This is a genomic window from Lichenicola sp. (assembly GCF_965198575.1).
GTDB lineage: Bacteria > Pseudomonadota > Alphaproteobacteria > Acetobacterales > Acetobacteraceae > Lichenicola.
Genome location: NZ_OZ240671.1, coordinates 1,951,672 through 1,969,166, shown reverse-complemented (window position 1 = coordinate 1,969,166; position 17,495 = coordinate 1,951,672). Strand labels below are relative to the sequence as shown.

At 68.1% G+C, this 17,495-nt stretch carries 16 protein-coding genes; 9 read left to right on the top strand and 7 right to left on the bottom strand.

Going from position 1 to position 17,495, the window contains the following annotated elements:
• Positions 1 to 6 precede the first annotated feature (6 nt).
• Positions 7 to 1,431, bottom strand: a complete 1,425-nt coding sequence (locus ACOEQ2_RS09015; RefSeq protein WP_419731030.1) for a sugar porter family MFS transporter — start codon at positions 1,429 to 1,431, stop codon at positions 7 to 9.
• 159 nt (positions 1,432 to 1,590) lie between these two features.
• Here ACOEQ2_RS09015 and ACOEQ2_RS09010 point away from each other — a divergent pair, with 159 nt between their 5' ends.
• A complete protein-coding gene (locus ACOEQ2_RS09010; RefSeq protein ID WP_419731029.1) occupies positions 1,591 to 2,379 on the top strand; it encodes a sulfite exporter TauE/SafE family protein in 789 nt (262 codons plus the stop codon).
• 38 nt (positions 2,380 to 2,417) lie between these two features.
• Here the strand turns inward: ACOEQ2_RS09010 and ACOEQ2_RS09005 are convergent, their stop codons facing one another.
• Positions 2,418 to 4,118 carry a Do family serine endopeptidase gene (locus ACOEQ2_RS09005; RefSeq protein WP_419731028.1) on the bottom strand — a complete coding sequence of 567 codons (1,701 nt, stop codon included), beginning with the start codon at positions 4,116 to 4,118 and terminating at the stop codon, positions 2,418 to 2,420.
• Positions 4,119 to 4,262: 144 nt separating this feature from the next.
• The gene (locus ACOEQ2_RS09000; protein WP_419731027.1) at positions 4,263 to 4,733 is read right to left on the bottom strand and encodes a nucleoside deaminase; all 471 of its coding nucleotides are present in this window, start codon (positions 4,731 to 4,733) and stop codon (positions 4,263 to 4,265) included.
• Between the two features lie 53 nt (positions 4,734 to 4,786).
• Here ACOEQ2_RS09000 and ACOEQ2_RS08995 point away from each other — a divergent pair, with 53 nt between their 5' ends.
• From ACOEQ2_RS08995 to ACOEQ2_RS08980, 4 genes are all read left to right on the top strand, one after another.
• Positions 4,787 to 5,518, top strand: coding sequence for a gamma-glutamyl-gamma-aminobutyrate hydrolase family protein (locus ACOEQ2_RS08995; RefSeq protein ID WP_419731026.1), 732 nt, complete (start codon positions 4,787 to 4,789; stop codon positions 5,516 to 5,518).
• Between the two features lie 2 nt (positions 5,519 to 5,520).
• Complete coding sequence (locus ACOEQ2_RS08990) at positions 5,521 to 6,336, top strand: pseudouridine synthase (protein WP_419731025.1); 816 nt, start codon at positions 5,521 to 5,523, stop codon at positions 6,334 to 6,336.
• Between the two features lie 146 nt (positions 6,337 to 6,482).
• Positions 6,483 to 7,040, top strand: a complete 558-nt coding sequence (gene rsmD, locus ACOEQ2_RS08985) for a 16S rRNA (guanine(966)-N(2))-methyltransferase RsmD (RefSeq protein ID WP_419731024.1) — start codon at positions 6,483 to 6,485, stop codon at positions 7,038 to 7,040.
• A complete protein-coding gene (locus ACOEQ2_RS08980; protein ID WP_419731023.1) occupies positions 7,030 to 7,389 on the top strand; it encodes a hypothetical protein in 360 nt (119 codons plus the stop codon). The genes rsmD and ACOEQ2_RS08980 overlap by 11 nt, the downstream gene beginning before the upstream one ends.
• Here the strand turns inward: ACOEQ2_RS08980 and ACOEQ2_RS08975 are convergent.
• Positions 7,365 to 7,778: an energy transducer TonB gene (locus ACOEQ2_RS08975; protein ID WP_419731179.1), complete on the bottom strand. Its 414-nt coding sequence runs from the start codon at positions 7,776 to 7,778 to the stop codon at positions 7,365 to 7,367. The genes ACOEQ2_RS08980 and ACOEQ2_RS08975 overlap by 25 nt on opposite strands.
• 113 nt (positions 7,779 to 7,891) lie before the next feature.
• A complete protein-coding gene (locus ACOEQ2_RS08970; protein WP_419731022.1) occupies positions 7,892 to 8,578 on the bottom strand; it encodes a hypothetical protein in 687 nt (228 codons plus the stop codon).
• Between the two features lie 282 nt (positions 8,579 to 8,860).
• Here ACOEQ2_RS08970 and ACOEQ2_RS08965 point away from each other — a divergent pair, with 282 nt between their 5' ends.
• The 4 genes from ACOEQ2_RS08965 to ACOEQ2_RS08950 all read left to right on the top strand — a co-directional run bounded on the left by ACOEQ2_RS08965 (position 8,861) and on the right by ACOEQ2_RS08950 (position 14,536).
• Positions 8,861 to 9,601, top strand: coding sequence for a DUF3750 domain-containing protein (locus ACOEQ2_RS08965; protein ID WP_419731021.1), 741 nt, complete (start codon positions 8,861 to 8,863; stop codon positions 9,599 to 9,601).
• Between the two features lie 92 nt (positions 9,602 to 9,693).
• Positions 9,694 to 12,603, top strand: a complete 2,910-nt coding sequence (locus ACOEQ2_RS08960; protein WP_419731020.1) for a DNA translocase FtsK — start codon at positions 9,694 to 9,696, stop codon at positions 12,601 to 12,603.
• An 11-nt stretch (positions 12,604 to 12,614) separates the two neighbouring features.
• The gene (locus ACOEQ2_RS08955; RefSeq protein ID WP_419731019.1) at positions 12,615 to 13,883 is read left to right on the top strand and encodes an MFS transporter; all 1,269 of its coding nucleotides are present in this window, start codon (positions 12,615 to 12,617) and stop codon (positions 13,881 to 13,883) included.
• Between the two features lie 35 nt (positions 13,884 to 13,918).
• Entirely contained in the window at positions 13,919 to 14,536 is a 618-nt protein-coding gene (locus ACOEQ2_RS08950; RefSeq protein ID WP_419731018.1) for an RluA family pseudouridine synthase, read from the top strand.
• Positions 14,537 to 15,027: 491 nt separating this feature from the next.
• Here ACOEQ2_RS08950 and ACOEQ2_RS08945 read toward each other — a convergent pair whose 3' ends face one another.
• Both ACOEQ2_RS08945 and ACOEQ2_RS08940 read right to left on the bottom strand, forming a co-directional pair.
• Positions 15,028 to 15,894 carry a hypothetical protein gene (locus tag ACOEQ2_RS08945; RefSeq protein ID WP_419731017.1) on the bottom strand — a complete coding sequence of 289 codons (867 nt, stop codon included), beginning with the start codon at positions 15,892 to 15,894 and terminating at the stop codon, positions 15,028 to 15,030.
• On the bottom strand, positions 15,891 to 17,282 hold the full coding sequence (locus tag ACOEQ2_RS08940) for a hemolysin family protein (protein WP_419731016.1): 1,392 nt from the start codon (positions 17,280 to 17,282) through the stop codon (positions 15,891 to 15,893). The genes ACOEQ2_RS08945 and ACOEQ2_RS08940 overlap by 4 nt, the downstream gene beginning before the upstream one ends.
• Positions 17,283 to 17,495: the final 213 nt, after the last annotated feature.

The window sequence follows — 17,495 nt, the reverse complement described above, 5'->3', positions numbered from 1 at the left end:
GCGACCTTAGCGCCCGATATGCCGGAGCGACTTGCCCGCCATCAGGTTCTGCTCGATCGCCTCCAGCGACATGTCCTTGGTTTCCGGCACCAGGAACACGATGAACAGGATGAAGCCGGCGTTCATGATCGCGAACAGCCAGAAGGTCGGGGCCTGGCCGAGCACGGTCAGCAGCGTCAGGAAGGTGTTGCCGACCAGCCAGTTCGCCGCCCAGTTGGTGAAGGTCGAGGCGCCGATGCCGAAATCGCGTCCCTGCAGCGGCTGGATTTCCGCGCACAGCGTCCAGATCAGCGGACCGGGTGCCGCCGCGAAGCCGATGATGAACACCAGCACCATCGCCACCAGCAGGTAGCGTGTCGTCTCGCCATGCACGCCCATCGAGAGCAGGGTGCCGACCGCTGCCATGCCGATCGCCATCGTGATGAAGCAGGTGATGAGCATCGGCTTGCGACCCCAGCGATCCGCAAAACCGATCGCCAGCAGCGTGGCCAGCACGTTGGTCAGCCCGACCACCGCGGTCGCCCAGTTCGCGGCGCCCGCGCCGAAGCCCGCGATGCCGAAGATCTTCGGCGCATAGTACATGATGACGTTGATGCCGGTGAGCTGCTGGATGATCTGCAGGCCGACGCCGAGAAACACCGAGCGTCGGAAGTTCGGGTTATGCAGGAACAGCGTGGTGCCAAGCTGGCGCACCTTGAGCTGCTCGCCGATCTCGGTGATCTCGCGGTCTACCGCGCGGGGGTCCGAGCGGAGGCTGTAGAGCACCGTCCGCGCCTCCTCGGTGCGGTTATGCAGCAGGAACCAGCGCGGGCTCTCCGGCAGGAACAGCACCGCTACCAGGAAGGCAATGCCGGGGATCGCGATGATGCCCAGCATCAGGCGCCAGTTGCCGCTCGCGGTCAGCAGGCTGTCCGAGACGAAGGCGGCGAAGATCCCGATCGTCACCATCAGCTGGTAGAGCGACACCATGGCACCGCGCCAGTGTTGCGGCGCCACCTCCGAGATGTAGAGCGGTCCGGCGAACGCGACGATGCCGATCGCCAGGCCGAGGATCACCCGGCCGATCATCAACGTCGGCACCGAGGGCGCGAACGCACAGGCCACCGCGCCGATCACGAACAGCACCGCGCCGATCAGCAGCGATTTCTTGCGCCCGAGCCGGTGCGACAACGTGCCGGCACCCGCCGCTCCGGCTGCAGCACCGATCATCATGACGCTGACGATCCATTCCTCGGTCCGCTGCGAGGCTGCGAACGCCTTGCCGATGAAGCCGAGGGCGCCGGCGATAACCCCGATATCGAGCCCGAACATCAGCCCGGCCAGGCTCGCGAGCCCACAGGTGATGAACGCCCTGGTCGGGATCGGCTCGTGTGGCAGGGCGCCAGCTAAGGTCCCCGCGCCTGACGTGGCACCCACTTTGGAAAGCGACATGACGCGGGTCCTTGCACTTTGTCCGGAAGCGTAACGCATCACGTCGGCGTCCGATCCCGGGTCCGCTCACAGTTCCCCACCGGTGTCTCAAAATGCGCGTGATGGACAGCGCCCGCGGCCTGAGGTGTGGTGCCGTTCCATGACACTCAGGATCCTTGAATGGTGACGAACGCGCTGATCTCGCCTGCCTATGCGTTCTCGGGGCTGGTGGTCGGCTTCCTCGTCGGCATGACCGGGGTCGGCGGCGGCTCGCTGATGACGCCGCTGCTGGTGCTGCTGTTCCGCTTCCACCCGGCGACCGCGATCGGCACCGACCTGCTGTTCGCCGGCACCACCAAGATCGCCGGCACGGTCGTGCATGGGCTTGCCCGGACGGTCGATTGGCGGGTGGTCGGCCTGCTTGCGGCCGGGAGCCTGCCGGGCACGCTCGTCACCCTCATGGTGATCGACCGGCTCGGGCCGCCGCTGGCGTCGACCGGGCATATGCTGACGGTGGCACTCGGCGTGGCGCTGCTGCTGACCGCGGCCAGCCTGGTGTTCCGCGACCAGCTGATGCGCTGGGCGCAGACGTTGAACCTCAATCCCGGCGGCCGGCGGGCCGAGGTCTGGACGGTGGTGCTCGGCCTCTATCTCGGCGTTGCCGTCACGATCTCGTCGGTAGGCGCCGGCGCCATCGGGGTGACCGCGCTGATCCTGCTGTATCCGACGCTGCCGCTGCCGCGCGTGGTCGGCACCGATATCGCCCATGCGGTGCCGCTGACCCTGCTGGCGGGGGCCGGCCACTGGCTGATCGGCACCGTCAGCTGGCCGCTCTATCTGTCGCTGATCGCGGGCTCGATCCCGGGCGTGATCGCCGGCAGCCTGATCAGCACCCGGGTATCGGAACGGGTGCTGCGTCCGGTGCTGGCCCTGATCCTGGTGGTGGTGGGCGCCAGGCTGCTCGCCTGACCTGCTGAACTGGCGCCCGCTTCAACGCGTCCGGAGGTTCAGCCCGGCTGGTCGCCACCGTTGTCGTTGCCCGAGTTGCCGTTATCCATGCCGCCGCCGTTGTCGCCGCCGCCCTCGTCGCCGGACCCGCCGTTCTCGGAGCCGGTATTGCCCTGATCCGAGCCCGAGCTGGTGTCCGGAGACACCGCGACGAACACCATCTGCCCGTCATGCAGGATCCGCAGCGCCACATCGCCCTTCTTGAGCGCCGCGTGCACCGCATCCACCACCTGGTGCGGGTTGTTCACCGCGATGTTGCCGACCGCCACGATGATGTCGCCCGCCTGGATGCCTGCAGACTCGGCGGGGGAGCCCGGCCGGACCGCGCGCACCACCACCCCGTGCGTGCTGTCATCGACGCCGAGCTGCTGGCGCAGGTTCGGGGTGAGCGGCGCCAGCGACACGCCGATCGAGCCGTTGCCGGGGTTGCCGGCCTGGCCGCCGGACCCGCCGCCATTGGCCCCGTTGACGTTTCGATTGCCCAGGTTGGCGACCGTGGCGTCGACCGTCTGCATGGTGCCGTTGCGCAGGTAGCCGATGGTGACCTTGCTGTTCGGCGCCACGCCGGCGACCTTGATCGCCAGGTCGCGCGGGCTGGCGACCTTCTGGCCGTTCACCTGGGTGATGACGTCGCCGGGCTTGATGCCGGCCTTCTCCGCAGGGCTGTCGGCGACCACGTTGGCCACCAGCGCGCCGGCTGCCGGACCATCGGTCGGCGTCGGCAGGCTGAGCGCCTTGGCCATCGTGGGGGTGATCTCCTGCGCGGTGACGCCGAGATAGCCGCGGGTGACGTGGCCGCTCTTTTCCAGCTGGTCGACCACGTTGCGCACCACGTCGGACGGGATCGCGAAGCCGATGCCGATGCTGCCGCCCGAGGGTGACAGGATCGCGGTGTTCACGCCGACCACGCGGCCGTCCTGGGTGATCAGCGGGCCACCGGAGTTGCCGCGATTGATCGGCGCGTCGACCTGCAGGAAGCTGTCGTAGGGCCCGTCGCCGATGTCGCGACCGCGTGCCGAGACGATGCCGGCGGTGACCGAGCCGCCCAGCCCGAACGGGTTGCCGACCGCGATCACCCACTGGCCGGGCTGCACGTCGTCGCTCTCGCCCAGCGTCAGGAACGACAGCTTGGCGGACGGCTTGACCTTGAGCAGTGCCAGATCGGTGCCGGCATCGCGCCCGACCACCTTGGCCTTGAGGGTGGTGCCGTCATCGAGCGTCACGGTGACCGAGGTGGCGCCCTTCACCACGTGGTTGTTGGTGACGATGAAGCCGTCCGCCGAGATGATGAAGCCGGAGCCGCGGGCCTCGACGGTGCGCGGCGTGCGGTTCTGCGGCGTCATCTGGAACGGGAAGGGGAACGGGAACGGCATCTGCTGGCCGCCGCCCATGCCGCCCTGGCCGCCACCGCCCTGGCCACCACCCTGACCGCCCTCGCCCTCGTCGTCGGAGCCGTCATCCTTGAGGATCGAGGTGATCGAGACGACGGCGGGCTTCACCTGCTTCACCATGCCGACGAAATCCGGCAGCTTCTGGGTCATGCCGGTCGGCTGCAGCGCCGTCTGGGCGTGCGCCGGGCGGCCTTCCAGGGTCGCGACGGTCACACCACCGAGTGCGGTGCCGGCAATCAGCATCGCCATCGCCGAGCGGGCGACGGGAGAGACGCGGCGGGTGGATCGCTTGGACGAAAGATCGGACATGAGGTTCCTGTTGCTGGCGGGCTGACTGGTTTGCTGCTCGTTAGGGGATGTGGCCGTCGAACGTCGGCAGCACCACCCTCGACATTGCGTGGCAGAGTGCACTTCGTTGCCCAACGGCGGTCATACGAGGCCATGAAACCTGCGTTATCCGGCCTGACCCGAGCCGTTTCCGGCATGGCGCAACGCGGTGAAGAAGTCCCGCAGCAGCGTCCCCGCCTCGCGCTCGTCGACGCCGCCGACCACCTGCGGCCGGTGCAGGCAGCCTGGCTGCTCGTACAGCCGCGGCCCGTGCTCGATACCGCCACCCTTCGGGTCGTACGCACCGAACAGCACCCGCGCCACCCGGAAATGCGAGGCCGCCGCCGCACACATCGGGCACGGCTCCAGCGTCACCACCAGGGTGCAGCCCTCCAGCCGGGTGCTGCCGATCGCCGCTGCCGCCGCCCGCAGCACCAGCATCTCGGCGTGGGCGGAGGCATCGTGGCGCGCCTCCACCTCGTTGCCCGCGGCCGCCAGCACCGCCCCGTCCGGCGCCAGCAGCAGCGCCCCCACCGGGACCTCGCCGCGGGCCGCCGCATCCCGTGCCTGCTGCAAGGCCGCCTGCATCGGCGTCATCGCCGGTCCCCCGCACAATTCCTTCGGCGTTCATATTGCTATAGTCAGACGCCATGAAGCGCACCCGTCCCGTCATCGGCGTCACCCTCGACAGCGAGCCGCCCGGCACCACCGACAGCCCGTCCTACTCCCGATACCCCTGGTACGCGCTGCGCGAGAACTACATGACCAGCCTGATCGAGGCCGGCGGCCTGCCCGTGGCCTTGCCGCACAGTGCCGAGCTCGCCGCCGACCTGCTCGACATGATCGATGCCCTGGTCATCACCGGCGGCGCCTTCGATGTCGATCCCAGCCTGTACGGCGACAGCGAGCAGCACGAGACCGTGCTGATGAAGCGGTCCCGGACCGACGCCGAGCTGGCCCTCCTGCATGGTGCCCTCGAGCGCGACATGCCGATCCTCGGCATCTGCGGCGGCGAGCAGCTGCTGGCGGTGGCCCTCGGCGGCAGCCTGATCCAGCACATCCCCGACAGCATCGAGAGCGCGCTCGCCCACGAGCAGCCGAACCCGCGGCATGAGCCCGGCCACCCGATCCGCATCGAGCCGGGCACGCTGCTGGCACGGATCGTCGGCACCGGCGAGATGCAGGTGAACTCGTCGCATCACCAGGCGGTGCGCGATGCCGGGCGCGGGCGGGTCAATGCGATGGCCGAGGACGGCGTGATCGAGGGCATCGAGGACCCGACCCGGCGCTTCTGCCTGGGCGTCCAGTGGCACCCGGAATTCGGCATCGATCCAGGCGATCGGCGGGTGTTCGAGGCGCTGGTCTCGGCGGCACTGGGGTGAGCATGCCCGACCTCGATCACCCGGACGACGATCCGCCTGGCTTCGACGATGACGTGATCGAGCCCGCGGGTGCCGACGCGCCGGCCGTTGCCGCCGCACCCGCCGACCGTGGCGAGCGCATCGCCAAGTGGCTCGCGCGTGCCGGCGTGGCCAGCCGCCGCGATGGCGAGAAGCTGCTGGCCGAGGGCAAGGTCCGGCTCAACAACCGCGTCGTCACCCACCCGGCGACCTTCGTGCAGCCGGGCGACATGGTGCAGGTGGGCGGCAAGGTGATCGACCAGCCGGACCGCACCAGGCTGTGGCGCTATCACAAGCCGGACGGGCTGGTGACCACGCACAAGGACCCAGAAGGCCGGCCGACGGTGTTCGGCGCCCTGCCGCCCGGACTGCCGCGCGTTGTGTCGGTCGGTCGGCTCGACCTCAACAGCGAGGGGCTGCTGCTGCTGACCAATGACGGCGCCCTGGCCCGCCAGCTCGAGCTGCCCTCGAACGGCTGGATCCGGCGCTACCGGGTGAGGGTGTTCGGCCAGGTTGATGAGCGGCAGCTGGCGGCGCTGGCCGACGGACCGGTGGTGGACGGCGTGCGCTACGGGCCGATCGAGGCCGGGCTGGACAGCCGCAAGGGCGACAATGCCTGGATCACGGTGGCCCTGCGCGAAGGCCGCAACCGCGAGATCCGCCGTGTCATGATCAGCCTGGGGTTCCATGTGAGCCGGCTGATCCGCACCTCGTATGGCCCGTTCCAACTCAGCACCCTGGCCCGCTCGGAGCTCGAAGAGGTTACCGGCAAGGTCATCCGCGAACAGCTCCCCAAGTAAAAGGACCGGCCGGGAATGGGCTGTGCTGGCGATCCGATGCACCTGCCTGCGCGTGCCGGGTGCACGGTCGGACGGGCGCTTCCACGGGGCAGCTCTTACCCGGCACAGCCGGTTCCCGGCCGATCTTTCGATGGTGTTGGATAGACGTGCGGATCGTCGCGGGCAGTTTTCGGGGGCGTGGGTTGGCGGTACCGGCGGGGGACGTGACCCGGCCGACCGCGGATCGGGTGCGGCAGGCGACGTTCGACATGCTGCGTCATGCGGACTGGGCCGAGGGCGCACTCGACGGCGTCGTGCTGGACGGCTTTGCCGGCACCGGGGCGCTTGGGCTGGAGGCATTGTCGCGGGGTGCGTCGCGGGCGGTTTTCATCGAGCGGGACCGTGCGGCGCTGATGTGCGTGCGGGCGAATATCGAGGCGTGCCGGATGCAGGCGCAGGCGCTGGTGGTGCCGGGCGATGTCACCCGTCCACCGGCGGCACGCGAGGGTTGGGGTGCTGCCGGCCTGGTATTCCTCGATCCACCCTACGGCGCCGGGCTGGTGGCGCCGGCGCTGACGGCACTCGCGGCGAAAGGCTGGGTCGCGCCGGACGCGCTGGTGGTGGCCGAGATTGCCGCCGAGGAACCGGCACCGACCGACCAGCCGCTGCTCGCCGAGCGTCGGCACGGCGCGGCGCGGCTGTGCATCTGGCGCCGTGAAACCTGACGCACCCCACCCCGTCACCCCGGACGGGCGCTATTTCGTCGTGCGCGGCCGTCTCTGGCGCTGCACCGACCCCCACCTCGACGATGCCACGCGCTCGGCCCTGACCCATGAACTGATGCACGCCCGCCGCGCGAAGCAGTCAGCGATGCGCGCAGGCGACGATGCGGCACGCGAGGCCGCCCGGGCCCGGGTGGACGCTGCCAAGCACGCGCTCGGCGAACGCGGCCCGGTATGGTGGACCGACGGCGCGCCCGACTACAACCGCCACATGGCCCGCAACACGCCTTATGCGGAGTGGTTCTCACAATTGATCGCACTCCTCAGTCAAGAAGCGCGCGTGATGAGGTAGTTCAAAACGGTGACATAATGGTCACGACGAACGGCAACACCATTCCGGGTTGCTGGCAGGTAACGCGTGTCACGTGCCGCCTGCAGCGCGGACTGTTCGAACCGCCCATCCGTGCTTTGCTGCACGACGCAGTTCTCCGGAACGCCTTCTTCGGTGATAGCGCAATCCACGCTGACATGTCCCTCGATACCAAGGCGTGCGAGCACGAGCGGATAGGCCGGTCTGCCGCGAATGGTCGGCCTTGGGGGTACCGTGATCGGGATCCCGAGCCTGACAACGATCGCGTCCGAAAGCGGATCGGGCTTCTGCTCAGGGACCGGAGCCGGGCCGGCACATGCCGCCAGAAGGCACACGAAAATAATTGACGGCACGTGAGCGGTCTTGAGCACCAACGACGGAATATTCAGACAACATAATATCATCTCGCGTAAATGACGTGCATGACCCGGCGATTTTCGGGCGGCGCAGCGGATATCTGTCGAAACCATATGTTCTGTCCGCGTCAGGTCTTGAAAATGATGCAGCGTCGTGGCGTCGAGTCGGTCAGACAGCCGGCGATCCATGTACCCTTGAGATCGACTTGCGGAGCATCCTGCCGGCCACTCACCCTCAATAGGGCCTCGCCTGGCCCTTCCGGCAGCCCCATGTAGAAACTACCCACGTAGGAATTGTCGGAGCCCCACGTCAGACGTCCTGGTCCTTCCCAAGAACCGTAATGGAAATTACCCTCGTAGCGCGCTCCTGTCGGATAAACGGTGACGCCATGACCGTCCTTCATCCCAAGATGAAACTCGCCGATATATTGCCATCCATCCGCAGATTTAAGGCTGCCGGCTCCTTCGAAGTTCTCGTCCACCATGTTGCCCGTGATCGTGTGATCGAGCTTCCCCGTGTCCTTTTCATAGACCCGCATCACCAAGTGGCCTTGATATCTCCCGTGATGCATTTCCCCGTCCAAGATCTGGTCCAGCCGTAGGCCGGAGGCATCAGCGATCACGCCTCGCCCATTGGCGACCGGTTGCGACGGCAGCTTCCAGACGGTTTCACCCTGGCCTTCACCGAAGCCTCCGACGCACGCGCCGCTCCAGCTTGCGCTCTCGCCGGCAACCGGTCTGCTGTCCCAAATCTGACAGCCCTCGACCGTCGTGAACCAGGGAGACCGGCTTTGCGGAAACGAATTCGTCGCCATGGAAGCCGTCTGCGTCGGTTGCTCTGCACAACCGGCGCATGACAGGACTGCAACGATTATCCACCGATTTATTTCCATCTGCCACCGATCGTTCCGGGTAACCACCGAGACGTCCGGACTCGGGCGAAGTTGCAATATCGGCAGAGAACCATCGCCGAAAATATCCACCTCATGCTGGACGGCTATGCTTCGCGCATACGAACAGCAGTTGCGGACACGTGCCGGGGGGTCTTCCGCTAGCCGAACCATTGCAGCGCGACGCGGCGCCACGATGTTCACCACATGCTCGATGCCGTCGCCTGCCTGCTGCTGTTGTTCGTCCTGTTCTACCTGCTGCCGCTCGCCATCGCCGCGCTGCTCTACCGGTGGCGCGGTATCGGGGCGAGATGGCAGACCGCCGACCGCTCCAGCATCGGCCATCTGCCGCCGGCACGGGACGCCCAGGCCGTCGTACGAATCTTCGCGGCGCAGACGGTACGCTGGAAGGGCATTTTCGCCACCCACTGCTGGATCGTGTTCAAGCCCGCCGACGCCCCCCGCTACACCCGGTACGATTACACCGCCTGGGGCCAACCGGTCCGGATGAACGGGTTCGAGCCCGACGGACGCTGGTTCGGCCATGCGCCCCAGGTGGTGTTCGCAGCCGACGGGACCGCGGCCAGTGCGATGATCCCCAGGATCCAGGCGGCCATCAGCAGCTACGCCTTCACCAAGACCGGTGACTACCGCGCCTGGCCCGGTCCGAACTCCAACACCTTCGTCGCCGCGGTCATGGATGCGGTGCCGGAGATCCGCTCGTCGCTGCCGCCGACCGCGATCGGCAAAGACTACCCCTATGACGGCCGCCGCCTGGCCCTGACCCCGACCCGGACCGGCTTCAGGCTGCGCCTCGGCGGCTATCTCGGACTGACCGTTGCATGGGTGGAAGGCATCGAGCTCAACCTGCTCGGCGCCGTCGCCGGGCTCGACATCCGCCGTCCGGCCCTGAAGCTTCCCGGTCTGGGCAGGATCGGGACGCGGTAACGATTGCCATTTGAGGCGCTAAGCGCTTCTTCCGCCAGCATGTTCCAGGCTATGCTTCATCCGGTTCGCGAAGAAAGGCCGGAGCTGTGCCCATGCAGATCGCCCTACCCAGCCGCTTCATCTCGGAGCGGCTCGCTTCGCCGCAACTGCAGGCGCTGATCCGCCGGCGGCTGGCTGAGCTCGGCGGGGTGGTGCTCGCTGCCGTCGCGATCGCGATGCTGGTGGCGCTGGTCAGCTACAACCCGCGTGATCCGTCGCCGGACACGGCCACGATGGTCGCCACCAGCAACCTGGCAGGCCCGGTCGGCGCCGCGTTCGCCGACCTGATGCTGCAGTATTTCGGACTGGCCGGGCTGTTGCCGGTGCTGGCGATGCTGGCATGGGCCTGGCGAATCGCGTCCCGCGGCGGCCTCGGCAGCCTCACGCTGCGAGTCGTGGCGCTGGTGTTCGTGCTCCCGGTTGCGGCTACGGTCCTGGCCGGCGTCGCGATCCTGTTGCCGCACATGGCCCTGCCCGGCCCGGTTCAGGCACCGGCTGCCTGGCTGCCGGCGTGGCTGCACACCGGCTGGCCGGGTGCGGCGGGAGCAGGCGGTGCGGTCGGCCTGTCGCTGGGCCAGGCATCGATCGAAGCCGGGCGCGGCGCGCTGGGCCCGTTCGGCGGCGTGCTGGTCTGGCTGCTGACGGTGGCGCTGGCGATCCTGCTGGTGCCGCTCTGCCTCGGGCTTTCGGCACGGGAATGGCGCGCGGTCGGACGCGGCGCCCACCGCACGGCGCGCTATCCGATCGCGCGCGCGCGCCGCAAGACGGGGGACGATGGCAGCCAGTCTCGCTCGCTGATGAGCCGCTTCAGGAGCCAATCGAATCGCGCGGCCACACAGCGCAGCCTGGCCGACGAGGACGATTTCGATCACGTGATGCCGGGCGAGTCGCCGTTCGCTGCGGAGGCCATGCGGGCGAGCGGGGGCGCCCGGGCGCGCACCGCCGCTTCCGGGTTCGGCGCATTGGTGGCGCAGGAGCCAACGCCTGCGGCGCGGCAGGCAACGGCCCGCGCCCGAAGCGCCGACCGCCAGGAGCCGAGCCTCGCCGGCCGTCGGGCCGAGAAGTCGCCGCCGCGTCCCAAGCTCGGGTCGAGCGGATGGGTGTTGCCACCTGGCGCGCCCGAGGAGCCCGACGACATGCCGGCCCTGCCGCTGAAGTCGCGCACCGCGATGAAGGCCTCGCGCGCCGCCACCCCCGAGTTGCCGCCGATCCGCCTGGGCGCACCGACCGAGGCACCTGCCGCGGTTGCCGAGCCGACTCCGGCGCCTGCGATGCCGCGCGCTTCCGACCCCAAGGCCGGCAGCATGATCACGCGGCTCCTCGGCACCCGCTCCGAGCCGTCCACCCGCGCACCCGCCGCCGGCACCGTCCCGCCGCAGGCTGCCCCGAGACCCGAGCCGTCGCGCCGCGTGCAGCCGGATGACGGCCAGTGGCGCCTGCCACCCTTGTCGCTGCTGCAGCCCGCACCCCCACGCGCCGCGACCGGCCCATCCAACGAGAGCATGCAGGCCAACGCCCGCCTGCTCGAGACGGTGCTGTCGGATTACGGCGTGCAGGGCGCGATCGGCGACATCCATGCGGGCCCCGTGGTCACGCTGTACGAGCTCGAGCCCGCCCCCGGCATCCGTTCGGCCCGCGTGATCGGCCTGGCCGACGACATCGCGCGCTCGTTGTCGGTCACCGCGGTGCGCATCGCCACCGTCCCCGGCCGCAACGTGATCGGCATCGAGGTGCCGAACGCCAAGCGCGAGACCGTGTATTTCTCCGAACTGCTCGACCGCGACGACTGGATCGAGAACCCGGCGCGGCTGTGCCTGGCGCTCGGCAAGGACATCTCCGGCGCGCCGGTGTATGCCGACCTCGCCCGCATGCCGCATCTGCTGATCGCCGGCACCACCGGCTCCGGCAAGTCGGTCGGCATCAACTCGATGATCCTGTCGCTGCTCTACCGGCTGAGCCCGGAGGAGTGCCGGCTGATCATGATCGACCCGAAGATGCTCGAGCTGTCGATCTATGACGGCATCCCGCATCTGATGGCGCCCGTCGTGACCGATCCGGCCAAGGCGGTGATGGCGCTGAAATGGACCGTGCGCGAGATGGAGCGCCGGTATCGCGGCATGAGCCAGCTCGGCGTGCGCAACATCGCCGGCTACAACGAGCGCACCGCGGCCGCCCGCGCCAGCGGCGAGACCATGACCCGCAAGGTGCAGACCGGCTTCGATCCCGAGACCGGCCGGCCGATCTTCGAGGAGCAGAACCTCTCGCTCGAGGCGCTGCCCTACATCGTCGTGGTGATCGACGAGATGGCCGACCTGATGATGGTCGCCGGCAAGGAGATCGAAACGACGGTGCAGCGCCTGGCGCAGATGGCGCGCGCCGCCGGCATCCACGTCATCATGGCGACGCAGCGGCCGTCGGTGGACGTCATCACCGGCACCATCAAGGCGAATTTCCCGACCCGCATCTCCTTCCAGGTGATCAGCAAGTTCGACAGCCGCACCATCCTGGGCGAGCAGGGCTCCGAGCAGCTGCTGGGCCAGGGCGACATGCTCTACATGGCCGGCGGCGGTCGCATCACCCGCGTGCACGGGCCGTTCGTGGGCGATCTCGAGGTCGAGGAGGTGGTGCGCCACCTGCGCGCCCAGGGCGAGCCGGTCTATGTCGACGAGGTGACCTCGCTGTTCGAGGACGAGGGTTCCAGTTCGGGCAGCGGTGGTTCCGGGTCAGGCAACGGGCTCGGCGGCGGCGGCTTCGATGGCGATACGGCGTTGTTCGACCAGGCGGTGGCGCTGGTGGCTCGTGAGGGCAAGGCATCGACCAGCTTCATCCAGCGGCATCTGTCGATCGGCTATAATCGCGCCGCGAAGCTGATCGAGCAGATGGAAAAGGATGGAATCGTCAGCAGCGCGAACCATGTCGGCAAGCGCGAAGTTCTGGTACGCCGGACGCCAGACGAGGATTGAGGGCAGGATCGATGTCGGTCATCGAACGCAGGATCACCGCTGGCGGGCCCGAACTGGGCAGCCGTCCCGCAGTCGATCCGGCAGCGCGTGCGGCCTTCGCCATCCTGCTGGTCATCACGCTCTGCCACCTGCTCAACGATTCGATGCAGGCGCTGCTGCCCGCGATCTATCCGCTGCTGAAGCGCGGTTTCAACCTGAGCTTCGGCCAGATCGGCCTGCTCACCTTCACCTTCCAGGCGACCGGCTCGCTGCTGCAGCCGCTGGTCGGCCAGTTCACCGACAAGCGCAAGCTGCCCTGGTCGCTCTCCGCCGGCATGTGCTTCACCCTGGCCGGGCTGGCGGCGCTGTCCCTGGCGCACAGCTACGCGCACCTGCTCGTGGGCGCCGGACTGCTCGGCGTCGGCTCGTCGATCTTCCATCCGGAGAGCTCGCGCATTGCCCGGCTGGCCTCCGGAGGACGGCATGGCTTCGCGCAGTCGCTGTTCCAGGTCGGCGGCAATCTCGGCACCTCGTTCGGACCGCTGCTCGCCGCCTTCATCGTGCTGCCGCTCGGCCAGTCGAGCGTCGCCTGGTTCTGCCTGGTGGCGCTGCTCGGCGTGGCGTTGCAAGCGCATGTCGGCCGCTGGTATGCCGGTCAGCCCGCCGCCAAGCCGCGCTCACTCCAGCCGGAGCCCGGCGTGGTGCCGCTCAGCCGCGCCAAGGTCGGAGGCGCCATCGCCGTGCTGATCGCGCTGGTGTTCTCCAAGTACTTCTACCTGGCGAGCTTCACCAGCTACTACATCTTCTACCTGATCCACCGCTTCGGCGTGTCGACAACCGCCGCCCAGACCGACCTGTTCATCTTCCTGGGCGCGGTCGCGGCGGGCACCTTCATCGGCGGCCCGGTGGGTGACCGCATCGGCCGCAAGGCGGTGATCTGGGTCTCGATCCTGGGCGTTCTGCCGTTCAGCCTGGTGCTGCCGCATGTCGGGCTCGGCTGGACGATCGGGCTCAGCGTGGTCATCGGGCTGGTGCTGTCCTCGGCGTTTTCGGCGATCCTGGTCTATGCCACCGAGCTGCTGCCGGGCCGTGTCGGGATGGTGTCGGGGCTGTTCTACGGGCTGGCGTTCGGCATGGGCGGACTTGGCGCCGCATTGCTCGGCCAGCTCGCCGATATCCGCGGGATCGATTACGTCTATCGGATCTGCGCCTACCTGCCGGCCCTCGGAGTCCTGACCGTGCTGTTGCCGACCATCGAGGTGAAGGCCCGACGCCTGGGCAAGCAGCCACGAACCGCCTGATCCCGCCGCCGATCCTGTTCCAGGATGCGCGGTTCGTGGTGCTCGACAAGCCGGCGGGGCTTCCGGTGCATGCCGGTCGCGCGGGCGGCCCGTCGATCGAGGACTGCTTCCCCGAGTTGAGCCGGCGGCGTGATGGGCCCTGGCTGGCGCACCGGCTCGACACAGACACCGCCGGCTGCCTTGTCGTTGCCTTGCGCAAGACGCCGCTGATCCTGGCGCAGGCTTGCTTTGCCGAGGGTCGTGCGGCGAAAATCTACTGGGCCGTGGTGACCGGCGAGCCGCCTGCGGAGAGTGGCGAGATCGACCGGCCGCTGGCCAAGCACACGACCCGCGACGGCTGGCACATGCACGCCGACCCCGCCGGCCAGCCCGCTCGAACCGGCTGGCGTGTGCTGGGCCGGGCTCCGGGCCTGGCCTGGCTGGAGTTGCGGTTGCACACCGGCCGCACGCATCAGGCGCGGGTGCATTGCGCCCTGTTGGGCTGCCCGATTCAGGGCGATGCGATCTATGGCGCCCGAGGCGGGGATGGTGAGCCGCTAAACCTGCTCTCCCGCTCGATCACGCTGCCGCTCGATCCGCCGGTTACAGCCACTGCGCCACCACCGCCGCACATGCGCGCCGCACTACTCACGTGCGGATGGTTGGTGGGCTGAACGATGTTGTGGAGCACCCGCTGTCACGCAGGTATTAGCCTTTTGCCGGCCCTTGCCGTCCTCTCCCGTGATTGAGCAGATTCGCTTGACTTGATTGATTCGCTGAAAAGGCGGCGGCGGAGCAAGTAGGTTCTTCTTGAATTTAGAGACTTTCGGAGGCGCTGCGTGGTGGCGACATCGTCGCTGTCAGCTCCTCTAAGAGGGCGCGAACTAAATATTTTCCATGATCAGTTCAGCTATCACAAATATGGAGGCGATCGAAAACGGTATCTGTATCAGCAGTGTTGACTTCGCGTATTCCAAATCGAATTTAATCACATGTGCCATCGTAAGCGCAGTGGTTACCGTTACGCTCTTTGCAACTCCGTGAGAGGCAAGGGCGTAATGAAGCAGATCCCCACACCATAAAAGTAGATAGAACGTTATAGCGCCGAGGATCACGGTCATGTAGAAGGCACGCCGAAGTCTATTGGTCCACGCACTCATCGAGGCTACCCGCCAGCCATCAATGAGGACTTGGCGAGCGCCAACTTCAGTCCTGCCTGCAAGCCCTGCCTGGTCAGGCTGCGGATCATCAGCCGGGCGCCCTCGGCACCCTGGCGCTCCAGCAGTGCCATCGGCGTATCATTATCGAACGGCGGCGACTTCTGCGGCGACGCCAGCCAGCGCTTCGGGTCCAGGCCGAGAGTGACCAGCGCACGATCCAGCGCCCGAAGTGCCGCGTAGGCATGCGCCTCGTCGTCCTGCAGGCGGAAGCGCGGCCGGGTGCCCTTTTTCGTCAGGCCGCCGGCATGGCCGATCATCCGTAGCGCCTCGAGGTCGCCGACGCCCCACTGGTCCATCAACGACCAGAACGCCGCCGACGGGAAACTCGATGCCGGATCCGCGCGGCCATGCCCCTGAGGCGACAGGCCGAGAGCCGTCGGCCCGGACAGGTCGGGCTCCGACCGATCGTTGGGCGGCTCTGGTTCGATCGCTTCGGGTTCTGGTGTGCGCTTCGGTTCAGGCCTGTTCCGGGGCTCAGGCTTCGCCCGGGCCTCAACCTTTGCGCCCGGCTTCGGTCGCGCCAGAGCCTCCACCAGTTCGGACACGCCGGCGATCGTCTGCGCCGCCTCCGACCGCAGCCCCGCCACAAGTTCCGCCTGCGGGTGATCGTCCGGGACGCGCCGCAACAGCGTGTCGAGGCGTACGTCGTCGGAGGCACCGAGGCCCTCCGCGGCGCTGATCGCCTGCAACGCCTGGTGCAGCGCCAGTCGGGTCAGCACGATCTCGTTGCGTCGACGGTGCTCGGCCAGCAGGCGCGCATCGTCCAGGCTTTCGCGGGCGCGGGCCAGCAGATCCGACGCGGCGTCGTTCACACTCCGGAAACCTCTCGGGTGCCAATCTCCCTGGAGCCGCCGCCATCCCGGTGGCTGCGCTGCCGCGTGACCAGGAGCTGATTGATGCGGAAGCCTTCCACGTCCACGACCTCGAAGGTGAAGCCGGCAGCCTCGATCCGGTCCGCTTTGCGCGCCACCCGCCTGAGCCGGTGCATCACGAAGCCACCGATAGTCTCGTACGACCCCGGTGCCGGCGCCAGGTCGCCCGGCCGGTCGACCGCCAACGCGCGGATCACGTCGCCCAGGTCGGCGATGCCGTCCACCAGCCAGCTGTTCTCGTCGCGCCGGACGATCGCCTGTTCCTCGAACGGGTTGGCCAGGCCGTCCATCAGCGCGCCCATGATGTCCTTGAAGGTGATGATCCCGACCACGACGGCATACTCGCTGACGATCAGCGCGAACCCGGCGCCGTGGCTCTCGAACTGCGCCAGCGCCTCCCAGAGGTTCAGCGTGTCCGGCAGCGACAGCACCTCGCGGCGCATCCGCCCCATCACGCTGCCCGGCGTCTCGGGCGAGTTGGGGTCGATGCCCGGGATGCTCTCGCCGACCACCACCGCCAGCACGTCCTCGGCGCGGACGCTGCCGACCACCGTGTCGAGCCCGTCATCGCAGAGCGGATAGCGGGAGTACGGCTTGGCGCGCACCTTTTCCCGCTGGCTCTCGAGCGTCTCCTGCAGGTCGAGATAGACGATCTCGTCGCGCGGCGTCATCGCCGAGGTGATCGAGCGGTCCTGCAGCCCGAGCACGTTCTGGATCAGCCGGTGTTCCTGCTCGAGCAGCACGCCCGAGGCGGTGCCGGCGGCCAGGATCGCGCGCAGGTCCTCCGGCGTCACCGGGTCGGCCGCGGTGGTCATCGGGATGCGCAGGGACCGCAGGATGGCGTCGGCGATGCGGCTGAACACCCACACCAGCGGGAACAGCAGCTTCAGCGCCAGCACCGGGAACCAGCCGACCGCCAGCGCCACCTTGTCCGGCGACTGCATGGCGATGCGCTTCGGCAGCAGGTCGGCGAACAGCACGAACAGCCCGGTGACCAGGCAGAAGCCGAGCACCGAGGCGAGCTGCAGCGCCTGCGCCGGCCCCATGCCGAAGCCCTCCAGGATCGTGGAGAGCGGTGGCGCGATCAGCCAGTCGCTGGCGATGCCGCCGAGCACGCCGACCGCGTTCAGGCAGATCTGCAGCACCGTGACGACCTGGCCGGCATTGCGACGCAGCGCCAGGAAGCGGATCGCACGCACGTCGCCGGCCTCGGCCCGGGTGCGCAAGCGGCCCTCGCGCGCGGCGGCAAACGAGATTTCCGACAGCGCGATCAGGATGCTCAATCCGATCAGCGCCAGGACCGCGATCAGGCCGAGCAGGAGTGTCATCAGGTGGTGTCCGTTGGGTATCCGAGGGTGCGCGTGCGCAGATTCGATGTCGAGCGCGCAACGGTTACAGTCATCCAGGCGGTGCCGTCATGCGTATATTCAGGACGCAGACCTGCTGTTTTGGGGCGTAGGCTCCTACATCTGCATCGGGGGCAACGTCGCGCCCTGACCAGCGAAGGACCAACCATCGTGACCTCGAATGCCAAGTTCCGG